Raw genomic sequence first — 23,215 nt, 5'->3', positions numbered from 1 at the left:
GTTAATCTCCTTTCTTAGCCAGTCGGATTCTCGGGTCAATAACGCCATAGAGAAGGTCTACTACCAGCATAATTGCAATATACATTGCAGAATATATAAAACTCAGGCTGATAACCACGTTGTAATCATTAGACTGAATCGCATTGACCAGAAGACTTCCTACACCTGGAATCGCAAAGATCTTCTCTACGACCAGGGATCCGGTCATCAGGTCTACAATCAGCGGTGCCAGTACCGTTACGATTGGAATCAGGGCATTACGCAGGGCATGACGGAAGATCAATGCCGGACCGGATAAGCCCTTACTTTCTGCCAGAAGCATATAATCACTTCCCAGTACCTCCAGCATCTCACTTCGGGTAAACCGGGCAATGGAAGCCATGGTGAACATGGACAATGAAATACTTGGCAGTACACTGGATCCCATAATATCTTTCTGACTGAATAACATCGGGAACCACTGTAATTTGAAACCAAAGTTATAGCTTAATGCCAGCGCAAATACATAAGAAGGAACTGACACACCAATAACAGAAATGATAGTAGCCAGTGTATCCCAGATCGTATTATGCTTCAGTGCTGCCAGAAGTCCGAGGAGTAATCCAGCGATAGCACCAAGGGCAACTGCCATACCACCGATGCCGATAGAGATCGGAAGACGGGTCTGAATCAGCTGGGAAATCGGCGTATTCTTGGAAATCTTATAACTGACGCCAAAATCTCCCTGCAGCATATTTTTTACATAGTTAAAAAATTGAACAATAATCGGCTTGTCCAGTCCATATTTAGCATACAGTGCAGCTCTCATGTCCTCATTCAGCTTTTCATCATTAAATGGGGAACCTGGCATCAGCTGCATCAGTATAAACAGTATCAGCAAAATGGCCAATAAAGTAAATATGAAGGTCAGCACTCGTTTGATCGTATACTTTTTCACTTTTCTTCTCCTGCTTTATCTTTTTTCCTGTATTACGTCAGATTGCTCACGTAAACGGAAAGCCGTACGAAAGGAAATCATCCCTTCGCGCGGCTTCCATACCTTTTACAAAAAGATATTTTTTATTAAATTAGTCTTCTTTTACAACATTCTTGTATACACGATTCAGTGCTACCGGATGCTGTTCCAGACCTGTTACACTACTGGATATCATCTGTGCATTTGCTGCTGTATACAATGGGAAGATGACTGCATCGTCCATAGCGATCTTTTCCGCTTCATACATCTTAGCCCAACGTCCTTCTGCATCCGTACACAGATCACCAGTTGTACATTCATCGATCATCGCATCGTAATCAGCATTGCTCCACAGACCATAGTTGTTGGAGTTGTCTGTTACCCACATACCAAGGTATGTCATTGGATCTGCATAGTCCGGTCCCCAACGGGTAAGTGCTACTTCAAAGTTACCATCCTGCATATCTTCTACACGCTGTTTCTTAGGCTCTACTACCAGGTTTACGGTTAAGCCAGGAAGTGTAGTCTCCCACTGTTCTTTCAGCACAGTTGCCACCTTCTGTGGTGCATCGTCAGCATCTACGATCATATCCAGTTCGATGCTGTCTGTTCCCAGTTCTTCCAGACCTTTTGCCCAGTATTCAGCTGCTTTTTCCGGATCAGATGCGCATACATCAGAGAACATTTCCTGATCTGCGGAGAAGTCAGATCCGTCAGGCCCTGCTGCGAACTGCATTGGAACCGCTGTGTAAGTAGCAATAGAACCATCTTTTAATACATCATTTGTGATGGCTTCACGATCAATCGCCATCGTCATTGCAAGACGGATATTCAGATTCTGCAGTTCTTCTACCGCTGAGATATTAGGGCTTACATACCAAAGGTAACCAGCACCTGTGGAAGAGAATTCAGGATCATCTTCTACCTGATCAACCTGTTCACCATTTACAATGGTCATATCCAGAGCACCTGTCTGATAGCTCATCAGGGCTGTCTGTGAATCCTGGATTACCTGATAATTAATACCTTCCAGTGAAACAGAATCTGCATTGTAGTAATCTGCATTCTTAGTAAGGTGGAATGCAGTAGCTGCCGGTTCATAGTCATCCATTACAAATGCACCATTGGACAGGATAGTGTCCGGACTGGTTGCAAAAGTATCACCACATTCTGTGAAGAATGCTTCATTTACCGGATAGAATGTCGGGAAATACATCAGGGATGTAAAGTAGCTGACTGGTACATTCAGTTCTACCTTCAGTGTTTTGTCATCCACTGCTGTTACACCAAGTTCGCTCTTATCCATCTCACCTGCGATGATCTCTGCTGCGTTCTTGATCTGTCCGATATCGCTCATCATATAGGAATATTCAGAGGCTACATCCGGATCTACCGCTCTCTGCCATGCAAATACGAAGTCTGCTGCAGTAACCGGTTCTCCGTTGCTCCAGTTTGCATCTTCACGGATATGGAAAGTGTAAACGGTTCCGTCATCAGAAAGGTCATAAGATTCCGCTAATGCTTCTACGGCTTTTCCATCTGCATCCATCTGCATCAGACCATCGGTATAGTCTGCAATCACTTCAAAAGAAGTACCATCTGTTGCGATCTGTGGATCCAGAGATTCTACCGGGGTCTCAACCATGACATTCAGATCAGAGGCCATAGCAGATGCACCCAGTACACTTGCCGCTGCCATTGTCATTACAACGGCGGTTTTGAGTTTCTTCATAATATCTCTCTCCTTTCGTGTACGTGTTTCCTGTACAACTGTTCACGTACAACACACTAAAGTTATTATATCCTTTGGCAGGAGATTTGTCTAATTCAAATACCTTATCACGTTAATGCGTTTTTTGCATAAAGCGATATGCTTCATCTTACTTTCTCTTCTTTCTCACTGAATACCCGAAGGTTCCCAGTGATTCCCCCAGTGCTTTGTATTCCCCATGGGAATAGGCCATCAGCCCGGTATCATTGAGATGAAACTTTCCTTTTTCATCCATGTAATCCTCATCCACATGCACCTGCAGCACATCAGCCAGGAACATGTGATGGGAGCCAAGCTCCAGTACTTCTTTTACCCGGCACTCGATGTTTACCGGACATTCGGCAATTCCCGGTGCACTGATCTGTACAGATGGTTCTTCTGTCAGATGCATTTCCTTAAACTTGTCTACATCCCTGCCGGAACGTACCCCACAGAAGTCCGTGGCTCTGGCCAGCTTTTCCGTAGTCAGATTCACTACAAATTCACCAGTCTCACGGATGATACCGTAAGAATACCGTTCCGGTCTTACGGAAATGTAAAGCATGGCCGGATTCGTACAAACGGTACCGGTCCATGCTACTGTAATAATATTGGCTTTCTCTCCCGGGCGCTGACAGCTCACCATCACCGCCGGCAGAGGATATACCATATTTCCTGCTTTCCAAATCTGTTTTGACATAATCTTTCTTTCTATTTCTGTAATTTACTTAACAGGCTCGGTATGAGCTGTTTCTTTCTGGAAATCACATTCGGCAGTATGACGGAACCTTCCTCCACCTCAACGCCAAATGCCTCTTTTGCTGTCCGTTCAGCCCCATCGCCTTCGCACAGCAATTCTGTGGTCTCGCTCATGATATCTGTGAGCATAAAGAACAGCATATTCAGTCCCTGCTCTTTTCTGGCCTTTTTCAGATATTCTTTTAGCTTACTCTTGGCAATATCCAGATCTGTCTTCGCCATACAGCTGATCTGTGCCACTCCCACACTCATCTTCTCTACTTCATAGACCTTGAAGTCCTGGAAAAAGATCTGTTCTGCTGTCTTGCTCTTCATATTGCTTCCGGCTTCGAACATTTCCAAGGCGAATTTCTCACAGTCAATACCAGCCAGCTGTGCCAGATATCTTGCTGCATCGCAATCCACCGACGTACAGGTCGGAGAACGGAATAACAGCGTATCTGAAATAATCGCTGCACACAAAAGCCCTGCAATATGCGATGGGATCTCGATTCCCTTTTCCACAAACATCTGATAAATAATCGTTGCCGTGCATCCCACTGGCTGATTACGGAAGAACACCGGCATTACCGTCTCCAGAGATCCCAGTCTGTGATGATCGATAATCTCCAGAATCTGTGCATCTTCGATATGATCCACTGCCTGTGTTGCCTCATTATGATCCACCAGAATCAGTCTGCGCTTCTTGATACCCAACAGATTTCGTCTGGAAATGGTACCCACATACTGTTCCTTTTTATCCAGGATCGGGAAATCACGGTGCCGTTTGCTGGCCATGATGTCCTTGATATCATCTGTAAAATCATCCTCATGAAACAGGATCAGATCTTCCGCCTTCATAAAATAGCTGATCGGCATACTCTGATTGATCAGATGCGCTACTGTATAGGTATCATATGGTGTGGCAATAATCGTACAGTTCTTCTCCCGGCCAAGGATCTGAATGGTCTTGGTCACTTTGGCATCTCCACAGAGAATAATACAGCCTGCATTCATCTCGATGGCACAGAGCTGTGTCTCATAGCGATTGCCCAGGATAACCATATCATTTGGTTCTATGTAAGACTCCATCACTTCCGGACTGGAAGCTGCTACCACAACTTTTCCTTTGTCAAAATAGGCCTCTTCGTCTCCCACATAGAGCGTACCGTCCAGTGTTTCCAGAATATTCTTATACTGCGTATGAGCCTTAGAGAGAATAGCACTGTCAATAACCGCCATATAGGATCTCGCAATATCACCAATGCTGATCAAACCTTCCAGCATATTATCATCCGTCACAATCGGAAGGGTCGTGCCCTTGGTCTCGTTCAGGATCGTCCATGCATTCTTCAGAGAAATGCTTTTCTTCACACCTTCTGTATGACGAATCTCCATGTCGCTGACCTTCGTCTTCACATTCGGCACATACCCTGGTGTCTCTATCTGAAATCTGTTCAGTACATACTGTGTCTCAGTACTGATACTGCCTGCCCGTTTCGGTACAAATTCTCCATCATCTGTCTGATTCTTCAAATATGCATATGCGATCGCCGAACAGATCGAATCTGTATCCGGATTCTTATGACCTATCACATAAATCTGATTCTTTGTGTTCTCTTCCATACACCCTCCTGCATTTTTCTTTTGCTGCCATCAAAAGAATCATTGCTCCATAACTACAATATACCATACATACGATTTCATCTGTGAAATTTTTTTCTTTGTTTTTCATTTTGTACTCTTCATTTTGCATTCCCTGTTCCAGAAAAAAGTCCTTAAAAATGAGGAGTGCCCCCGATGTCTGGTGCACCGGAGGCAATTATGAAAAAATTTATCTATTTGTCTGTTCCATCTTTTGTGACTGTCTATATGATAACAAGTAATTATGAACATTCTATGAATATTTTATAATTTTCTTGTTATTTTTTATATTTTTTCTTTCTCCTCCAAACTTTTTTTGTAACTTATAACCAGATAATTCTTTCTTAGTTCAACTTAATATTTGCAAACAGAGAACCCAGATTCGTGGTCAGCTCTTCTGATTCCGGAAGTTCTACGCTCTCTTCCTGGATCTCTTCTGCTGCCACATCCTGCAGAGCCTTCATGCTCAGACTCAGCTTGCCATCTTTGACTGCAATGACCTTTACCTTTACTTCATCTCCTACATGAAGTACTGCTGCAGGAGTCTTAATTCTCTTCTCACAGATCTGAGAAATGTGCACCAGGCCAGTCAGTCCATTTCCAAGGTCAATAAACGCACCGTATGGCTGGATAGACTCTACTTTTCCTTCTGTTACCAATCCCACCTGTACATTGGAGATACGGGCTTTCTTCTCTTCTGCTTCTTTTTCACGCAAGATTTCTTTTGCAGAAAGTACCAGCTTACCATCTTCTTCATCTACGGTAATAGCACGCACTTCCAATTCCTTTCCCAGCCAGTCATTCAGATCATCTTCATCCACATAATCCAACGCCAGCTTGGAAGCCGGGATAAATCCACGGATGTCTTCTACATAAGCAATCACACCAGATTTCACAATACCTGCTACTTTTACACGAATATTGCTCTGGGTCTCTTTCAGGCTTCTTAACTTATCCCAGGCAACCAGATTCGCTGCATCCTTCTTTGACAGCATAATCTGTCCCTGTCCCCCATCTCTTCTGACTACAGTTGCAGAGATCTCATCTCCCACCTGTACTGTTTCTTTTAAGTTCAGGGTAGGATCTGCACTGAAATCTTCCCGTCTGATTACACCTTCCGTATAATACTTCAGATCCAGAACTACCTCATCTTCTGTCACATCAATTACGGTACCTGTGATCACATCACCTTCATGTATCTGTTTTAAAGATGCATTCAGTTCCTCCTCAAAGTCAGCCATGCTCTCTGTATGAGCTGCTGTATCTGCTTTTTCTGCAAGTTCCTGTCTTTCTTCTTCCATCGTGCTTATCCTCCTGCAACCATTGTTTTTTGTCCAGGATTCTTATCCTGGTGCAGAAAAATTATACCATTTTTAAGAGTATTCCGTCAATTCCAGGCGAGCCGGTCTGTCAATGTAAAATCCTGATTCATATCGAAGCAAAGTACCTCATCCTGATCTACAATATAGAACTCATCCCCTGCATAGACTCCTCTGCAGCTGGCATCACCATCCCAGTACTCCCAGTCACTCATAGTGTAAGTCAGAAGATTCTGAAATCCCTTCTCTTCGTCGTAAGAAAATACCAGATATTCCCCATCGCAGACAAATCCAATCAGATTCTTCTCTCCATCAGCCAGAATTGCCTTATAGTCATAATCGGATGGCAAATAGGATGCCCCTTTGATCACATACTTATCCAGTTCCTCTACCTGTGACGGTTCTGAGATGTCAAACATAGATAGTTTCACTCCTGTCTGGCTTCCGGTTTCTTCCTCTGCCTCATAGCCAACTCCCAAAAGCAGATGATCTCCATACGGATGCAAGTACGAAGAAAATCCCGTGAGCTTCAGTTCACTTAAGATCTGGGGATTGTCCGGATCGGACAGATCTGCACAAAACAGCGGATCCGTCTGACGAAATGTGACAAAATATGCTATTGTTCCCATAAATCTTGCAGATCGAATCGTCTCGCCATCCGCCAGATCTCGAATAGCTCCTGTCACCTGCATATCTGCATCCAGTATATACAGGCTGTTGCTTTCCCCGTTGCTGTCCTCTGTCAATAATACCCTCAGATACCCCTGATATTCATCCAACGAGAACGTATCATTCAGAAATCCTGGTAATTCACACATTGCACCAGCTGTAATCTCTCCATCCTCACAGGCAAACCGCAGAATCTCCGTACTACTCTTTCCGTCATTCCAATTATTGTTGCAGATGAACAGATTGTCACTGCTCATATAAAAATCCGCTGCGCCGGATACAATAGCCTTGGAACTGATCACGTTTTCCGGATCCTGAATATTGATTCCAGATGCCACAAGATAGTCTGGCTGGCTGGTCTGATCTGGCAGATAGACATCGGATATTGCCAGCTTTTGTTCATTGACCAGAGGCATCACGCTGCTGTCTTCAAAAGAATCCCCTAAAGACGGGCTGTACTGTGTCAGCAGATACACATAATCTCCATTTTTCCGGCTCTGCCGGTAATCCCCCTCCTGCGTGATCCTTCCGGTCATCTCCGGATGCTCACGTTCTGTGATATCATAAACAGTCAGGGCTGTGTACTGATAACGATTCACTGTATACATATCGCTCTCAGCTTCTTCCATACTGCTCTCATATCCGGTGGTTACCAGCATCAGCCTGTCCCCATCCAGATACAGATCCTCTATACTCTCATTCAGCTTCTCTGGCTGAATCTCAGCAATCTCCTTCATCTTCGTCCCCCGGATATCCACAATCCGTACACTTCCGGAAGACTTCAATATATACAGATAGCTTCCATCTGTCTTCACTACATCTCCTTCATCTACACCTGCCTCCCGCACATTTGTCTGTGAATAATCAGCTTCTCCTGTCACTTTTTGATTTGCTGCTGTATCAGCGGCTCCGGCATCCATCGTGGTGATCTCTGCTGATTCTTCCAGCAGCATTACATCTCCACCCCGTGCATAACTGCCCGTCTGCTTTTCAAGTTCCTGCAATGTCTTATACAGTTCTTCTTCACTGTCAGCCTGCTTAAATTCACCTGATGCATCGACTTCCTCCGGCTGTACACTGCTCTCTGTATCCTGTTCTGCCACAGGCTTCTCCATATCAGCCTCGGAAGACAATGCTGGTTCCTTCCACTGCTTATACAACTCTGTCTGTGTCCCGCCTGCTGCCACAATAGCCAGCACCGCTGCTGCTTCCATCCATCTGATCATGATCTTCCTCCTTTGTATCTTCTTCTGTTGTGCTTCCCTCTTCAGCTTCTCCTCTACACTCTGCGGAGTCAGCTGCTCCGGTATCTCTATTCCTTCCGCAGAATGTCTTATCTTATCCAGTAATTCCTTCTGATCCATTCTGGTCTCCTCCTACTTTTCCAAATATTCTGCCATCTTCGCAAGTGCCCGCTTCTGTCTGGAACGCACGGTATTATCATTCAGATCTAAGATTCTGCCAATCTCTTTGCTGGTGTACCCGCCGAACAGATTCAGTGACAGAATCAGTCTCTCTTCATCCCCAAGTCTGGCAAATGCTGCGCGCACATCTGCCGACTCTTCGACATCTCTTCCTGCCGCTTTCAGATCTTCCGGTATCTCTTCTGTCTTATTCAAATAATCCTTTAACCGCATTCTGCATTTGTTGGATAGTATACGAAATATCCAGGATTTAAATGACTCTGCCTTCTTCAGGCCACTCATCTGTGCCCAGGCATCTGCCACTGTATCACCGACCATATCTTCTGCATCATGACGGTTCTTTAATGTATAAAGAGCAAACCGATACAGATCCTGATAATATTCCTGATACAGAGCAGCAAATGCAGATGCATCTCCTCTTCGTGCCTTCCGCACAAGTGCCGTCTCTTTTTCCATCTTCTTTCTCCTTTTCTTCTGTTCACTTATATAGTGTAAAAAAAGTATGGTTTTGTTGCATTGTTTTTATAAAAAATGATACCAGTACCCAAATTCTTTTTCTTCTGCCGCTTTGTATTCCGGAAATCCGTACATGGCCGCCAGATTCCGATCCTGTGTTCCCCGGTTCAGTCCCGGCACTGCCAGTATGTATTGCCCACTCTCATGACGCCCCAGCATCAAATGATGATATTTCATATATTTTTGTTGTACAAATGGACTGGACGCATACACACTCTCTTTTTCTCCCAGAAACATAATATCCTTCGGAGCGATCTGAATGCATTCCGTAATCTCACTGTCTGTAAATGGTATCATATGCGGATAATGAAACTGAAACTGTTCCCAGCGACCGCTCAGACTGTATTTTTCTGGCTGGTCGCCTTGCCGGTTCTGTGCTTCAAGTTCCTGCTGCTCTTCTGCCTCTTTCTTGCTGTCAGCTTCAGGCTCTGCTTCAGATTCTGTTTCATCCTTTTTCTTCTCTGTAAAATGTTCTGTTGTCAGCTTTCTGCTGTCCACCGGCCGTTCATCCCATACGGTAAGGAACAGGCCTCCTGGCTGTTTTTCTTCAGTCTCTGCCTGTATCCACACTCCGCTGATCTGTGTAAAAGAATATCCCTGCTCCTGAAAAACATTTTCTGATGTCGTCACGGTGCACTCACAACTTCCACCACGCATTACCGATCTGCCCATCAGAATTCCATACAGCCATTCTCTCTCATGAAAAAATCCATAAATCCGACATTCCATCGGCTCTTTTCTTCCGCCCCTGATCTTTAGCTGCATCCGACAGATTCCATTTCGCATATTTACTTTCACAAATCCGGCATTCTTTGTCTTTTTTCCATCCTCATATTCATACATATATGCTATAAAATGGCGATATTCTGACATACTCCACCAACCTTTTTTGTTTGTGTAAGTATATGCCAGAATACCGCCATTATGCTTATCTCTATCTTACCTTTATCTTCAGTTTTGCTGTTTTTCCGCTGGCACTTCGAACTGTAATCGTTGCTTTTCCTTTCTTTTTTGCCTTTACTTTCCCGCTGGCACTGACTGTTGCCACTTTTTTATTCGAAGTCTTATAAGTTACCTTATCATTTGCAGTCAGAGGCGTACGTGTATATTTTATAGAAAAACACTTTCCTTTTTTCAGTTCCACACAGGTCTTTTTCAGCTTAATCTTTTTTGTAGCTACTTTCCCTTTCTGCACCTTTATCTTACAGGAGGCTTTCGCACCCTTCCGACTGGTTACAGTAATGACTGCCGTACCTTTTTTCAGTGCGGTCAGTTTTCCAGTACGACGATCTACCTTTACTACTTTGCTGTTGGAAGACTTCCACACTTTGACGCTGTCCCCGGCCTGCAGCGAAGTTACCTTCAATGCTTTTGTACTCTTCTTCGCCTGCATCGGAAGGCTGGTGACATTCAGGCTGATCTTATAAGACGCCGCAGCGTTCTGTTTTCCCTTCACTGTCACCTGGCAGGAAGCCAGCACTCTGGATACATAGGACAGTGTGATCTGTGCTGTTCCTGCTCCCTTTGCAGTAATATAAGCCTGATCGGCTCCTCCTACTTCAATCACACTGGCTACCGCTGTATTAGAGCTGTGCCATTTCAGTTCGTCCGTTGGCACAGAGGCTGGTTGAATCGTTGCTGTCAATTTCTCACTTTTTCCAATATTCATCGTCAGGCTGCCTGGTGTGAAATATGCGCTAAACGGTATAGAACTATAACTGCCATCTTTTCGATAGGCTGTGGCAGATAGCTGTGGTACGGAAAATGGAGTATAACTGCTGCTTGTGAATCTGCCCACAGCCAGATGATTCTGGCCAACTGTCTCTGAATACAGTCCGGGGGTCTGATATCCTGCCAGAAAATGGGTCATCCGCGGTGTGGAAGTTCCCAGGTCATCCCATGTACAATCCACCAGATACCATTTTCCATCCTCCATCTGCACATAATTCCAGATGTGGTCCATCTGCACCTCTCCATCAATCATATCAGACCCGCCTGGCACCAGAATACATGCGATTCCTTTTTTCTGACACAATAGCTTGAACAATCTTGCATAACAGTCACAAACGCCCTTGTGACTGTACTTTTCCAGCAAACCACCGGTAATGGTATGATAGGCCATTCGATCATCCGTTGGATAAACCACCAGCCGAATCACTTCTTCATAAGCTCTCTTTACCACTTCATATCGGTTAGTTCCTGTTATCTTCTGCTCCAGTCTGCTCAGTTCCTCATCTGTCAGATTCAGTTCAGAACGAATATCACTGTAATAATCGGTAAACCACATTCGGATCTTACTGATTTGGTTGCTGGCTCCCTCCGGCACCCACCGATAACCATAAATCCAGTAATTCTCATTGTAATCAAACAGGAACGCATCGACCGCTTTTCCCACTTCACTGCACAGATTCTGATAAGCACTGGATCCCGTGCTGTTCACCAGGGGCAATACTACCTGTCTGGCCAGAGTAATCTCGATGGCGCTGCTTTGTGAAACAGCTCCTTTAATCCGATTCTGCTGTTGCGCCGCGACCAGCTCCGTATAAACCGTCTGTTCATTTGCCGTTTCCAGCTGTGCACCATAATAGGCCGCCACTCCGTTCCGGTACAGTTTCAATGTATTTTCCGGAGAATCATCCTGCCTGTTATTCTCTTCGGTCTTCGCCTTCGGCTGAAGACTGCCATTGGCAAAAATGCTATCCTGCCCCTCTATTGGCCAGTCATACGCCTGTGCATCTCCCATACTGGATAACATTACCAGTAAAAGTCCCATCAAAACACATACGTGGAGTATCTGCCATTTGAAATTTTTCTGTCTGTGATATGATTTGATTTTTTTCACTGTTTTCCCCTTTTCCTAAGCAGTCCATTTCATAAGTCTCTATCTGGCTTCAGTCTATCACAGGCATTTCAAATTTTCCACAAAAAAACATTCTGCCGGGAGCCAAACTTTCCGGCAGAATGTTCTGTTTTTTTATGCTGTTTTTTTATGCATTTTTCTTAGCAGCTGTCTTTTTTGCTGCTGATGTCTTTCTGGCTGTCGTCTCTTTTTTTACAGCATTTTTACGTGCTGTAGCCTTTTTTACAGTCTTGTCCTTTTTTTCATACTGGAATACGGCCACCCCATATGCCGGAAGGCTGTATCCGATGGAATATGGTTTATTGTCGCAGACTCCCTTTTTAGAGCGATAGCTGGATGCTCTCTTTTCTCCGCTTCCGCCAAAGCGAGCCTCATCACTGTTCAATACCAGCTTATAGCTTCCAGACTGCGGTACCCCTACACGATACTCCGGTCGTTCTACCGGTGTAAAGTTCACTACAAAGAGCAGGTTGTTCTTGCCATCCTTAGAATGACGGATAAAGCTGAAGATACTGCGTTCGCTGTCATCTGCATTGACCCACTCAAAGCCTTCCCAGTTGTCATCAGTCTCATACAGAGCCGGGCTTCCCTGATACAGATGAAGCAGTTCCTTCACATACTCTTTCATCTGAACATGCTTTTCTTCCGCCAGCAGATACCAGTCCAGTTCTCTCGCTTCACTCCATTCACGGAACTGGGCAAAATCCTGTCCCATAAACAACAGCTTCTTACCAGGATGTCCCATCATAAAGCTGTATCCTGCCTTCAGGTTTGCAAATTTATCATCATATTCTCCCGGCATCTTATTGATCATGGAGCCCTTCATATGTACTACTTCATCGTGAGACAGCACCAGCACATATTTTTCTGAAAATGCGTAAGTCATAGAGAATGTCATCTTGTTATGGTTGTAGCTTCTGAAATATGGATCCAGCTTCATGTAATCAAGAAAATCGTGCATCCATCCCATGTTCCACTTCATGGTAAATCCCAGTCCGCCGTCTTCCGGTCTTCCGGTCACCTGTGGCCATGCTGTGGATTCCTCTGCAATAATCATGGTTCCGTGATTTCGTCCAGTCACTACTGTATTCAGATGTTTGAAGAATTCGATCGCTTCCAGATTCTTATTCTCTCCATAGATATTCGGCACCCAGTTGCCTGCACTGCGGCCATAATCCAGATACAGCATGGAGGCCACCGCATCTACACGCAATCCGTCAATATGGAACTGTTCTACCCAGTACAGAGCATTGGCAATCAGGAAATTCTTTACTTCGTTCTTAGCATAATCAAATACCTTGGTTCCCCAATCCGGATGCTCGCCCTTTCTTGGATCTGCATATTCATACAGTGCCTGTCCGTCAAAATCTGCCAGACCTGCGGCATCCTTCGGAAAATGCGCCGGTACCCAGTCCAGAATCACACCTATTCCATTCTTATGGAAGTAGTTCACCATATACTGGAAATCTTCCGGTGTACCATATCTGGCTGTCGGTGCATAGTAGCCAATCACCTGATAGCCCCAGGAACCATCAAATGGATGCTCGGCAATCCCCATCAGTTCCACATGTGTATACCCCATGTCCTTTACATACTCTGTCAGTTCATGGGCGAATTCACGATAATTGTAAAATCCATCCGGATCCTCTTCTGTCACCGGATGCTTTCTCCAGGAACCCGGATGTACTTCGTAAATTGCCATCGGGATTTCATCCACATTCTGTTTCCCTCTGGCCTTCAGCCATCTGGCATCTGCCCACTTCAGACGAGAGATATCCGTCACCCTGGAAGCAGTTCCCGGACGGAACTCTGCCTGATTGCCATATGGATCTGCCTTATACAGCTTTCTTCCATCACTGGTAGTAATCAGGAACTTATATAGTTCTCCCACACCGATTCCTTCTACAAAGATCTCATAGATACCGATCTCACCGACACGGGTCATCTCATAAGCTTCCCGTTCTTCCCATTCATTAAAATCACCTACTACGTGTACCTTGGCAGCATGCGGTGCCCACACGGCAAAATAAACACCTTTTTTGCCCTCATTGGTCGCCAGGTGCGCTCCCAGCTTCTTATATATATCATAATGTGTGCCCTGCCCAAAGAGATACTGATCCAGTTCTCCAATCCGCACTTCTTTTAATTCCATGATTCTGTCCCCCTTTTTCTAATATCTTTTAACCTATATTCCGGTACTTCTTCCTCGCCGTTATGTCCAGATTCCATGCATAAACTGATGTATCAGACTGCCCTTCTGCTCTTCTGATACCGTAATGTTATCCTCGCCGCCATCCTGATATCCCAGAAACAATATGTAATGATTCATCAATCCCAGGAAACCAATTGCGAACTGCTTCTGTCTGCCATTCATATTTCCCAGCTGTCCGGATGCCTGTTCGAAAAGCTGCACCGTCAGATTATACAGCTGCGTAATATATGGCCGCACAGCGGTATATACCTCATTCTCCCTGGCTGAATAGCTGAATGCCATAAACAGCATATACGCCTTGCGGTTCTCATTGGCAAAATCAATCAGTGTCCCGGCAAATGCAGTTAAGGATTCCTCTATGCCATTCTGAAACCGTGCATTTTCTGACAATCTTCCGAAAAATCCGGAAAATTCCCGCTCCAGAAGTACCTCTAACAGTCCGTACTTGCTTCCAAAATAATGATATAACGTTGGCTTGGTAATCCCGGCAGCCTGACAGATCTCCTGTATGCCGACTGCATCATAGCCTCTCTGATAAAAAAGTTCTAATGTACATGTCAGTATGTTTTCTCGATTATCCATTTTCCTGCTCTCCACCACCAGGCCAGTCTGCTCCTTCTCCCTTGCTGTTAAGTTCTTCATTGTCTAAATTTAAGTATACCGAACGGTATATTCTATGTCAAGAAGAATAAAAAAATACCCTGTAAAATCAGCAACCTGCCATTTTTACAAGGTATTTTTTGTATAACTTTTACTTTATCTTTCCAAAGTATTTTCCTTTAATGATGATGCGGTCTTCTGCATCATAACGTTTGCCGGATACTGTGGAGAAAAGCTTGCCAAGACTGAACTTATTTGCCTTTTTGATCGCCTTGTCCATGATCTCTTTTACATCCAGAATCGCTACCGGCTGTTCCGAATTCTGCAGAACTCCGATACCGTCATACAGTGTCAGTACTGCAGAATCATCCATGACACAGTCATTCTGAAGTGCATAATATTTACCAAACTCTACCAGTTCATCATTCGTCAGGGTCGGTACATTCAATGTGATATCAAACTTCTGCGCAAACTGTGGATTGCGTCCCAGCAGATCCATCAGATATCTTCTCTCGTCTTCCAGGAATACAATCAGGCCGTCTGTCTTAAAATCCATTGCCATAGACAGCTGTGCTGCCGCACTATCACTGAGATCTCCTGCTTCCTCGATAATCAGGATACCACCTGCGATCTTATTTACTGTTGCAGCAATGTCCTTGCCATTCAGATCTTCTGCATAAATCTTGGCAACCTTCTGACTCTGCAGACCTTTGCATCTTCCGAGAATCTTTGCCATGCCAAGGGCCAGTGTGGTACGTCCATTTCCTGCGTCTCCGATCAGAAGTACATTTCCATGAGAGGATGTCTTATCTGTCAGGATGCTGCGCATCATCAGAGTCACTACTTCATTGACCTGCTCATTCATGCCACGAATACTGCTCCAGAATCCAAGAAGGCTCTTTTCCTTCTCATCCAGTCCGGTTCTCACATAACTCATAGGATCAATCTTCGGCTGCTGAGGTTCTGCTTCCTGCTGTGCTGTCTGAACAGGAGTCTCTTCTGCAGCTTCCGCTGCCTCTGCTGGCTTCTCAGGTTCTACTGCCTGAACTGCTTCCTGAACTGGCTGTACATTCTGAACTGTTTCCTGAACTGGCTGTACATCCTGCACCTCTTCCTGCACAGGCTGCTGCTTCTCTTTCTTTTCTTTATTCATAACCGGAACATCTTTCAACACTGGTTCTTTTACTGGTTCCGGTACAGGAATCTGTACTGCCGCTGCCTCTCTCTGCCTTGCTGCCAGTTCTGTCGCATAGGAACGCAGATCTCTGTCACCGATCTCTCTGTGAATGCTGTCAGACAGATTAATCGTTTCTGCACTGAGGATATCCTGTGGCTGTGTCTCCTCCACCTGTGCCGCCGGGGCTGCTTCGGATACAGGAGACTGCTTCGGTTCCTCAGCGGCACCCGTCAGAATATCATCAATTGACATCTGGCCTTCCATCTGCTGTTCTTCTTCTGGTTCTTCTTCCTGCGTTGCTGCTACTGCTGCTTCCGGAATCGGTTCTGGTTCTGCTGCAGGCTTGCTTCCTCTCATACCAGAAAGAATCTGTCTCATACTGTTGGCCAGTTCATTCTGCATCTCAACTGTATTAAAATCCTTTGGTCTGGCTGGTTCTGCCGTCTGTTCTTCCTGTGTAGTCTCTTCTTTATGTTCTGCAACGGCTGCTGCGATCTCTTTTTCTGTATTCATCATAATACTGTCTGCGATCACCTCTGTCTCAGACTTCGGCAGTTCCTTAGTGATCTCTTCATCCAGTGTAGGCACTGCTGCCTCAATAGCAGCTTCCTTGGTCTCCATATCTACAATACTGCTTGGATTATCATAAATTGTCTGCTGCTCCGGTGTCAGCGGTGCATACTTCTTCTTCAGTTCCAGCGCCTGTACCACATACTCCCCATTGTGGAACCACAATGCCAGATCATCGCATTCTGCAATACACTTATCAATCATACCTGCCTGTGCATACAGCCTGGCCAGTTCATACGCCCACTGTTCGGTATATTCCTGACTCTTCAGTTCTTCCAGTACCTGAATCTGTTCTTCTACAGAGGAACCTCTTCCTTTGTAAATCTCATACTTCAAAATGTATTTATTATTGTCATGAGGGGCAAGATTCACATATTCTGTATAGTATTCTACTGCGTCATCAAAATCCTGTGTCTGCACACATGCCTCTGTCAGGCGGTACAGAATCTGTCTGCTGCCTGGAGAACGTCTGTAAGCACGATATAAAATATTCTTGCTGTCTTCTGCCCGGCCAACGATCTCATAGATCTCGCTCACCAGACAAAGGGTACGTACACTTCTGACTCTCTTCCATTCAATGGTATCTGCAATGGCAACTGCCTCTTCATATTCTTCTTTATCCACCAGTTTTTTCATCTCTTCCAGCTTTGCCTGGTATTCGTATTTATCCACTTTCATGCACCCCTTATATTTATTTACTATCCTGATACCCACAGATCTCCATTGATCTGGATGATATCTGGTATTATCATTTAACATAGTTGTAACAATTCTATCACAGACATATAGCCTTGTCAAAGGGAAACCCACCTGTTTTCACACTTTACTACTATTCCATTATTTTACAAATATGTAACAATCACAAAACTTGCCAGAATCCCTGCCATCGTAGCCAGCAATGCTCCATTTCTCGTATAGCGTCCTTTTTTTATGGAAACTGCCGCAAAATAAACACTCATTGTGTAAAAAACCGTCTCCGTGCAGCTCATAAATATAGACGCAAGCAGACCAATGTCAGAATCTGGTCCATACTTTTGAAACAGATCCAGCGTCAGCCCGGTCGCTGCGCTGGCGGAAAACAGCCGCACCACCAATACCGGCAGAATTTCTGTCGGAAACCCACTGTTTTTCAGCAGAGCTCCCAGCAAATCCACAATTTTATCCAGCAGCCCGGACCCACGCAGGACTCCTGCTGCTGTCAACAGTCCAATCCACGCAGGAAGTAACTGCGCAGTTGTTTTCAGACCTTTTGCCGCTCCTTTTAAAAAGATCGAATATACTGGTCTTTTTTTTAATATCCCGTCCATCACGATCACAGTGACCAGTAACGGAATTGTCAGTACAGATACATAATTCAGGATTTCCATAAAATCACCCGGGACATCTACTTTTTACAGTCTATGTCCCGGGTGTCTGATTCTATTATTCTTTTCTTCGTTTTTTTATGAGTACTGCTGCAAACAAGATACATGCAGCGGCCAACATAGACAGATAGAGTGCCACATTTGTTGTATCTCCTGTCTGTACGGAATTGCCACCGGCCGCCAGTTCTGCTGCCGCTGATGCAGATCCCCCATATCCGGCGTATTCTGCATTGTAAGAATTCCTCAGTTCACTGGAAGATACTGCCTGTGCGCCCGCTGGTTCTGTTACATAATCATTGGTGATCTCCGCAATCAGATCCTTGCTGGTGTCCATATGCAGTCCATCTTCCGGATTGTTTACCTTGAAAGTCGCATTATCCTTTAATGGATTGCCGTTCTTATCGGTCTCCGCTACATAATATACTCCTGCCGGTATATTCTCAAAAGTTGCTTCCGCATAGACCTGACTGGTAGTCATGGTCAGTCTGCGCACACCTGCTGCTGTATATCTCTTTGTCAGATTCTTATCGGTAAACAGGGCACAGTAATAAGTTCCATTCACCTTGATGGCATTTCCTTTATAAGCAGCACGCATCACTACCCGAATGGTTCCGCTGGCTCTTCTGGTCTGCATGGTAACTGCTGCCTGATTTCCACTCTTATAAGTGTGGAACACACCAGAGCCCGCCAGATCATATCCGGTTGGAGCTCCGGTCTCTACCAGAGTATACTCCGTATTTGCTGCCAGTACACCTTCTACCAGATGGCCGCCCTTTTCACTGGATGTCCAGGATACCGCATTTCCATTTTTATCTTTTACTACATTGCCATCCTTGTCACGGATCTCCAGCTTTGCACCGGACAGAATCTTCAGATTCGTATATTCATAAGCTTTTTTTCCATTCCTGGTCACCTGTGTTCTGCTGTCGTAACCTTTTCTGGTTACCAGAACTTTTACGGTATCTGCTGAAATCGCTACCGTTTTTTCCTGTCTGGTTCTGGAAGAAAGTGCGAACTGTTTACCGACACTGTAAGATCCTGACGCTGTAGGTGCCCCTATAATGTAACCTGCCGGAGCTGAGGTCTGCACTATCTGGTACTTTGTGTTAGGATCAAGCAGTCCCACAACTTCTGTCAGCTGTCCTTCTGTGGTAATCGTCTTCAACACAGCATTCTCTTTTTTAATTGCAATGGTTGCTCCACTTACATAGCTTCCTGAATATGGAGATGTTTTGGATACATTGTCAATCACTCCTACCTTTACTACGGTTGGCTGATTAGAAAACGTAATGGTTGGATCTGCGCCTTGTTTCTCCACCGTATAGGTGCCGCTCTTCAGATCCGAAGTCGTGGCACTGTAATGTCCGCTGACTCTGTTCTGTGTAATGCTGTATTTTTCTCCGCGCTCCAGCACGCCAACCAGCTTTGCCTGGCCATTGCTGTCTGTGGTAGCAGAGGCTACGGTAGTGGTCTTATCACTGCTGACATACTTCTTCACCGTAATTTTGGTGTTGGCCATTGCTTTGCCACTTCTGCTGTCTACGGATTTTACCGTCAATGTCATCGGTTTATAGGACAATACTGCGGATGGAGTCAGACTCTTCTGATCATCCACTGTGATCTCCTGTGATTTGCTCTCCATCCAGTACTGTGCCGGAATTGTACCCGCATCTCCGGTTACTGTATACTTTCCTTCCGGGAGTCCCCTGATCACAGCAATCCCGCTATTGTCTGCTGCTGCGGTAATCACCGGTGTTGTCGTACCTTCTGGTGTGACACTGAACTTCATACCGTCAAACTTTTTATCTGGCTTGTCTGTTCCGGTTGCAGAAAGCGTAACCTCAGAATATACATTCTCGATGGTAATACCAAAATCTCCATCCAGACTGAACTGACTGCTTCCGTCTGCACCTGATGTCAGGGCAACACCCGCTGTATTCTTATATATGGTATAATAATCTGCATTTCCGACAAATGTATTGTTACTGATATAATTGCCACCGGCATTGATGGTATATGTCGCTTTCGGCACTACTTCGCCTTCTGCTGCTGTTCCATTTACAGGAAGGCCAGAAATCTTAATTCCTTTACTGCTGTTTACAATAGCTGCCGCAATTGTTATTTGGCTGCCTGTTATCTGGGCTGCATTTGTATCAGTCGTGATATCCTTTTCACCGGTGTCTGTAATCTGCGCAATTGTTATTGCAGGCACGGCATTCTGCAGATCTGCAATATTCGTTGCGCTGATAACCAAATCTTTTGCTGTCGGTTTATCAGTTCCAACAGACTGCACTGTCAGTGTGAGATCGGCCTGCTGCGCCTGTGTCTCGCCTTCCTGCACTGCAATCTGCGGTGCCGTCGTCTCTGATGTTACAGTTTCCGGTTCCTTTGTCTCTGGGGCCGTAGTCTCAACCTCGGTAGCCGGAACTTCTGTCTCTTTCACTGTCTCGGATTCACTCTGTTTTTCTGTCTCTTTTTCTTTGGTTACTGCAAACAGATAATCAGAAAATCCATCGGTAGAAAATGTGATGGTCTCTTTACCATCTTTTTCTTCTGCTTTTTTTATCTCCAGCTTCTCGGCAGTCTGCTCTTTTTCACTGGTGGATCCAGCTTCTGTTGTCTTCTCAGTCTCTGCTTCAGACGCTGTCTCTTCGCCTTCTGCATTTTGCTTCTTTATTGCATCCAGTTCTTCGTCTGTCAGATCACGGATATGGAATACTTCCAGCCCTTCTTCTTTCAGATCCTTCTGGAATTCCTTCTTATCGATCACTACTGTCACCTTAATGTCTGCTTTTTCTCTCGGTGTCAGCTCGATCTCTTTGTTATTCTTTTCAAAGTGCAGATCGTAGATCTGATAGCCGGTGATCTCATACCGGCCAGCAGCTTCTTCTGCCAGTTTCAGATCCTCTTTTGCTTCTTTCGTATCCTTTTTTACAACATCTGCTACCAGTTCTGCCCCTTCTGGCAGATCCATGTCATCTGGAACCTCTATGCTGACGGTATAGTTCTTCTCCCCAGCTGTGTAGATACCATCTTCCGTTTCTTTTTCCGTCTTTTTCTCGGTATCGGTCTGCTTTTCGGTTGCCTGCGTACTGCTCTCGCTCTGCTTCTCTGTTGGAGTCTCCGTTGGTGCCTCTGTAGCAGGAGCTGGCGCTTCTGTCGGAGCTTCCGTGGCTGGTGCCTCCGTTGGCGCTTCTGTAGCAGGAGCTGGTGCCTCCGTTGGTGCTTCTGTCGGAGCCTCTGTGGCTGGCGCCTCGGTCGGGGCTTCCGTGGCTGGTGCCTCCGTTGGTGCTTCCTCTGCCTGCGTAGCAATCTCCTCTGCCTGCGCAGACTCTTCCTCAGCCAGACCGGTCATACTGATATTTGAAAATAACATAGAGACCGTCAGCAATGCTGCCGCTCCCCTTTTCCATCTATGTCTCATTTGATATCCTCCATTCTCTCATGGTACGGTTTCTATTCCTCAGTATAACACGGACAGTTCGGTTTTCCTATCTTAAAATTGTGAACTTTTCTTTAAGCTTTTTTTGAGGTTGCTGCTGAAAAACGTTTTTCTCCAATCATCTGCAGCCCCATCGGCAGCAATAACAATACTGCGTAAGCTCCATAGAACACCACCGACATTCCCGTGATCCGATTCATCATAATCATCGGATTATACTGAATGCTTGTCTGGTTAAATGCCACCGCCATAAAAGTAACTGTGATACAGGCAAATATGGCAATGACAAAGCTCCTGTCACGGTTATCGAACCGGTAGATGGAGAATGCCGTCCGTCCCCGCAGGGAATATCCACGGCATTTCATAGAAGCCGCACTGTCCATGAAGTCCTCCAGTGTCCAGGTAATTAAAATGGAAAGAAAGCTGCACATATGCAGCAGACACTGCAGCGGATTGCCCTGAAAACAGCCTTTGCCAATGCCTCTGCGGGACAGCTCGATTCTTCGTCCCCTCTGTTTTACCCTCGGTACAAACCGGAGCAGAATAGACAGATACAGGGACAGTCTTGGGGAAATTCTGCCAAATAAATAGACTACTTTGTCTGCGGATACCACTGCAAAGATGCAGGAAACGATCATCAGTACGGTGGCGATCTTCGTTCCCCTGACAATCCCCACCGTCACAGCTTCCAGCGTGATCTGATTGCCGATAAAATTCATCCGCAGATTGGTAATTCCAAAGTGGTTATAATAAGAATACCAGGCTGTGTAAGCCCCGATCAGCGGAATCAGACACAAGTTAAAAATCAGCGACCGCTTCCCATTTAACTTGATGGAATAGACAAAGGCGCACAGGAACGAAATGGCCAGATAAACCGGGTGGTCGAAGTTCACTGCACAGACGATGGCGGTCACAAAATAGATCAGGTTGATCATTGGATGGTAACTGTCAAATCTCATGCTTCATCCTCTTCCATCATACCGTATTTTACTTTGATCCGGTTCAGCTTCTCCATGATCGGCTTCTCCAGAAGCAGTACCGTCAGGAAGGTCGCCAGTGCATGGATGGCATTTACCGGAAGTCCGGATGCATAAATAGCGGCTGCCGAAGCCTTGTTAATCTCATTGGTCATCAGGAATAACGAGCAGGTATCCAGGAGAGGCCCCGTCACCAGCAGTACTTCCAGTCCGCCAAAGATGGCTGCCGGCACATTTTTGTCCTTCTTCAGTACCCCCGCATGGGTCAGGAGGCCTGCCAGAAATCCTGCGATTCCATAGGCAAACATCTGCCACGGGGTCCACGGTCCCTGTCCAAAAATAAAGTTGCTGACAAAGGCACTGACTGCACCGGTCAGGAATCCGGATTCTGCCCCAAATGCCATCCCGGTAATGATGACGATACCCACCAGCGGCTTAAAATGCGGCAGCATGATAAAAGCTGCACGGGAGGCCACGGCAATGGCACACATCACCGCCAGCGTCACGATCTCACGGGCTTCCGGCTTGCGCTTTTCAAAGCTTAAGAAGAACGGCACCATGGATAAAATGATCAGCACCATGCTGCACAGGTAATACTTCCGGTTGCCAAAGTAACGGGAAGCCAGTAGCACCACCGGAATCATCAGGCAGATCACCACTACACTGATCCAGGTATGGGCTGGTATCTTTTTCTTATTTTTTTCTATCTGTTTTTCTGACATAATTCGATCACATCCTCATTGGTAATGGCATTGGTAAATACATGCCGGCTCATACGATTGGCCGCCGTGGTATAGAAGCTGTTGCGGGAGAAGAACCGCTTTGGCGTGTTGGTGGTGACGATGCCGCCATCAAAGAACATGCTGACCAGATCCGCATACCGGGCACAGAATTCCACATCGTGGGACACCATAATGATGGTCACGCCCCGCTCCTTTAACTTCATCATGATATCTGCAAACTTCTGCTTGAAGAAGCTGTCGATGCCTTTGGTCGGC

Annotated in this window: 17 protein-coding genes and 1 pseudogene; all 18 read right to left on the bottom strand. The window is 45.5% G+C overall.

Translation table 11 applies throughout. The features are described from left to right. Position 1 precedes the first annotated feature (1 nt). Positions 2 to 937 carry an ABC transporter permease gene (locus OCV47_RS07755; protein WP_262654586.1) on the bottom strand — a complete coding sequence of 312 codons (936 nt, stop codon included), beginning with the start codon at positions 935 to 937 and terminating at the stop codon, positions 2 to 4. Between the two features lie 130 nt (positions 938 to 1,067). Continuing rightward, positions 1,068 to 2,687 (bottom strand): peptide ABC transporter substrate-binding protein, encoded by a 1,620-nt coding sequence (locus OCV47_RS07750; RefSeq protein WP_262654585.1) that lies wholly within the window; start codon positions 2,685 to 2,687, stop codon positions 1,068 to 1,070. Positions 2,688 to 2,835: 148 nt separating this feature from the next. Further along, positions 2,836 to 3,405, bottom strand: coding sequence for a flavin reductase family protein (locus OCV47_RS07745; protein ID WP_117448820.1), 570 nt, complete (start codon positions 3,403 to 3,405; stop codon positions 2,836 to 2,838). An 11-nt stretch (positions 3,406 to 3,416) separates the two neighbouring features. After that, the gene (locus OCV47_RS07740) at positions 3,417 to 5,069 is read right to left on the bottom strand and encodes a putative manganese-dependent inorganic diphosphatase (protein WP_262654584.1); all 1,653 of its coding nucleotides are present in this window, start codon (positions 5,067 to 5,069) and stop codon (positions 3,417 to 3,419) included. Further along, positions 5,026 to 5,178, bottom strand: a complete 153-nt coding sequence (locus OCV47_RS07735) for a hypothetical protein (protein WP_262654583.1) — start codon at positions 5,176 to 5,178, stop codon at positions 5,026 to 5,028. Before OCV47_RS07735 ends, OCV47_RS07740 begins: the two co-directional genes overlap by 44 nt. 253 nt (positions 5,179 to 5,431) lie before the next feature. After that, positions 5,432 to 6,388, bottom strand: coding sequence for a S1 RNA-binding domain-containing protein (locus OCV47_RS07730; RefSeq protein ID WP_262654582.1), 957 nt, complete (start codon positions 6,386 to 6,388; stop codon positions 5,432 to 5,434). A gap of 86 nt (positions 6,389 to 6,474) precedes the next feature. Beyond that, positions 6,475 to 8,439, bottom strand: coding sequence for a beta-propeller domain-containing protein (locus tag OCV47_RS07725; protein ID WP_262654581.1), 1,965 nt, complete (start codon positions 8,437 to 8,439; stop codon positions 6,475 to 6,477). 12 nt (positions 8,440 to 8,451) lie between these two features. Next, positions 8,452 to 8,955 carry an RNA polymerase sigma factor gene (locus OCV47_RS07720; protein WP_262654580.1) on the bottom strand — a complete coding sequence of 168 codons (504 nt, stop codon included), beginning with the start codon at positions 8,953 to 8,955 and terminating at the stop codon, positions 8,452 to 8,454. Positions 8,956 to 9,021: 66 nt separating this feature from the next. Then, entirely contained in the window at positions 9,022 to 9,888 is an 867-nt protein-coding gene (locus OCV47_RS07715) for a hypothetical protein (RefSeq protein ID WP_262654579.1), read from the bottom strand. Between the two features lie 61 nt (positions 9,889 to 9,949). Beyond that, complete coding sequence (locus tag OCV47_RS07710) at positions 9,950 to 11,857, bottom strand: Ig-like domain-containing protein (protein WP_262654578.1); 1,908 nt, start codon at positions 11,855 to 11,857, stop codon at positions 9,950 to 9,952. 145 nt (positions 11,858 to 12,002) lie between these two features. Continuing rightward, on the bottom strand, positions 12,003 to 14,027 hold the full coding sequence (gene glgB, locus OCV47_RS07705; protein ID WP_262654577.1) for a 1,4-alpha-glucan branching protein GlgB: 2,025 nt from the start codon (positions 14,025 to 14,027) through the stop codon (positions 12,003 to 12,005). Positions 14,028 to 14,087: 60 nt separating this feature from the next. Beyond that, the gene (locus tag OCV47_RS07700) at positions 14,088 to 14,669 is read right to left on the bottom strand and encodes a TetR/AcrR family transcriptional regulator (RefSeq protein ID WP_262654576.1); all 582 of its coding nucleotides are present in this window, start codon (positions 14,667 to 14,669) and stop codon (positions 14,088 to 14,090) included. Between the two features lie 169 nt (positions 14,670 to 14,838). Beyond that, positions 14,839 to 17,106, bottom strand: coding sequence for a hypothetical protein (locus OCV47_RS07695; protein ID WP_262654575.1), 2,268 nt, complete (start codon positions 17,104 to 17,106; stop codon positions 14,839 to 14,841). A gap of 170 nt (positions 17,107 to 17,276) precedes the next feature. After that, positions 17,277 to 17,801 carry a nucleoside recognition domain-containing protein gene (locus tag OCV47_RS07690; protein ID WP_262654574.1) on the bottom strand — a complete coding sequence of 175 codons (525 nt, stop codon included), beginning with the start codon at positions 17,799 to 17,801 and terminating at the stop codon, positions 17,277 to 17,279. 55 nt (positions 17,802 to 17,856) lie between these two features. Then, positions 17,857 to 21,222 (bottom strand): SpaA isopeptide-forming pilin-related protein, encoded by a 3,366-nt coding sequence (locus OCV47_RS07685; RefSeq protein ID WP_262654573.1) that lies wholly within the window; start codon positions 21,220 to 21,222, stop codon positions 17,857 to 17,859. Between the two features lie 92 nt (positions 21,223 to 21,314). After that, positions 21,315 to 22,199: an energy-coupling factor transporter transmembrane component T gene (locus OCV47_RS07680; RefSeq protein WP_262654572.1), complete on the bottom strand. Its 885-nt coding sequence runs from the start codon at positions 22,197 to 22,199 to the stop codon at positions 21,315 to 21,317. Next, the gene (locus tag OCV47_RS07675; RefSeq protein ID WP_256297989.1) at positions 22,196 to 22,939 is read right to left on the bottom strand and encodes an ECF transporter S component; all 744 of its coding nucleotides are present in this window, start codon (positions 22,937 to 22,939) and stop codon (positions 22,196 to 22,198) included. Before OCV47_RS07675 ends, OCV47_RS07680 begins: the two co-directional genes overlap by 4 nt. Then, positions 22,921 to 23,215 (bottom strand): annotated as a pseudogene (locus tag OCV47_RS07670) (ABC transporter ATP-binding protein); the annotation flags it as partial. The gene OCV47_RS07675 and the pseudogene OCV47_RS07670, both read right to left, overlap by 19 nt.

The sequence above is a fragment of the Muricoprocola aceti genome (assembly GCF_025567005.1).
Lineage (GTDB): Bacteria > Bacillota > Clostridia > Lachnospirales > Lachnospiraceae > Marvinbryantia > Marvinbryantia aceti.
This window is presented reverse-complemented; position numbering and strand designations above follow the sequence as displayed.